Raw genomic sequence first — 1515 nt, 5'->3', positions numbered from 1 at the left:
TGTCACACGTCTGTTGCGGCTTTTGGCGGGCGCGGTATAGGTAACGCCGTGCTGTTCCGCGAAAAGCTGCGCCAGACGGGAAAGCTGATGGATATTCATATCCTTGCGGCTGGATACGCCGAACTCTGAACGCAGCAAGGCCCGGAAGGCTTCCTCATCCATGTGTGGAAGTTGCTTTCTGGCAATTTCAATCTTGCGATACAGGCCGAGACGCATTTTCCGACTATCCACGGCGACGCTCCTTGTGTACGGGCACTTCTTCAACCGGCACAAACACGCGCTTTCCTCCCAACGAAACATTGACCACCCAGCGTCCCGTGTAGTCCAGAATCGGCTCCGTGTTCGTCCAGGTGCCTTCATAAAAGCCGTCCGCGCGCCGCACAGACACGCGGGAATTGCCAGGAATGTCAGGGGCCGGAGCGGGAGTTTCCAGCCCGCACAAGGCAAGTTCCGCCGCCAGACGGGCTATTCCGTCCCGGTCGAAGAAGCGCGGCACGCCGTCTTCCGTATCAAGCCAGCGCCGGGCCAGCCGCACGCGGTAAAATCCTTCCGGGCCGCCGTGCAACGGAGCCGGGGAAAGCTCCAGCTTCGCACGCTCTTCTCCGTTGCGCACACTGATGGACGCGCAGAATTTCCGGTTGTCCTTCCGCATGATCTTACCTCATGGCGGTATGCTTCACGCGGTCTCGAAGTTCCGCTTTCTTGGCATTGTTGAAGCGATCCACCGTACCTACCAAATAACCCGTGATACGCCGGATGCGTTCGAACGTTACGCCTTCGCCAATGTAAATTTTTCCGTCCCGCTCAATGCTGGGAAGGTTCGGTATTACTTCCGTCATTGTTCTATCTCATGGCTGCTCGTCAGGCCGGAGCCGCCACGCTCCGGCGACGCCCCCGCAGGGGCGTTTCGCTGTTTAGAACAAAGAAAGCTGTTCCATTTTTCGCACTGTTTTTGTGTCAGTTTTGACACTCACCGCACTATCCTTCTTTGGCTCCGGCGGCGTCTCCGGCCCGGAAAAGTGGCCTTCCAGCCATACCCGCGCTTCTTCCCTGTCCAGCGGGCGGATGCTCCCTCCCCATACCAGGCTCCTCCGGGTTTCCCATGCCTCGCGTACTTCCAGGGCAAGGTGATTCCCCCACAGCACTATCCCGTCCAGATTGAAAAACATGAGGTTCAAGGCCGTCATGCGTGCGCAGTTCAGGTCTATGTCCTGACCTACGAATAGTGCCCGTCCGTTCTGCTCGAACGTCTGTTCCTTGGCCGCCGCTATCAGGCAGGCCCCCGCGCCGCAGGCGGGGTCAAGAACCTTGAAACGGCCCGTTTCCGGCGGTGCCGTGTGCGTTATCCTGGCCATAAGCCGCGCCACGGAAGACGGAGTGAAATACTGACCGGTGTAATGGTTCGCCGCGTATTCCTCATACAGCGGCCCCAGCGTTTCCTCATTTGTCGTCCGCATATAGTCCAGAAGGTAGGCGGTGGCGTTAGCGAAGTGATCCGCCGCCCTTTGCCCCACC

4 protein-coding genes and 1 other RNA gene are annotated in these 1515 nt (G+C 58.9%); all 5 read right to left on the bottom strand.

What is annotated here, in order from left to right; translation table 11 throughout:
• Positions 1–231 (bottom strand): phage protein GemA/Gp16 family protein (locus DESPIG_RS13930; protein WP_169304829.1); only part of this gene is annotated, 231 nt, incomplete at its 3' end.
• On the bottom strand, positions 224–652 hold the full coding sequence (locus DESPIG_RS12420) for a hypothetical protein (RefSeq protein ID WP_006009398.1): 429 nt from the start codon (positions 650–652) through the stop codon (positions 224–226). The genes DESPIG_RS13930 and DESPIG_RS12420, both read right to left, overlap by 8 nt.
• Before the next feature lie 4 nt (positions 653–656).
• Entirely contained in the window at positions 657–839 is a 183-nt protein-coding gene (gene nrdD, locus DESPIG_RS12415; protein ID WP_006009396.1) for an anaerobic ribonucleoside-triphosphate reductase, read from the bottom strand.
• Between the two features lie 9 nt (positions 840–848).
• An RNA gene (locus tag DESPIG_RS13405) (hammerhead ribozyme type II) lies at positions 849–913 on the bottom strand.
• A 1-nt stretch (position 914) separates the two neighbouring features.
• Positions 915–1515 (bottom strand): N-6 DNA methylase (locus DESPIG_RS12410; protein WP_050760347.1); only part of this gene is annotated, 601 nt, incomplete at its 5' end.

It is taken from the genome of Desulfovibrio piger ATCC 29098, from assembly GCF_000156375.1.
Taxonomy (GTDB): domain Bacteria; phylum Desulfobacterota; class Desulfovibrionia; order Desulfovibrionales; family Desulfovibrionaceae; genus Desulfovibrio; species Desulfovibrio piger.
Note: the sequence above shows the minus strand (reverse complement) of the source record. Positions and strands in the feature narration are given on the sequence as shown.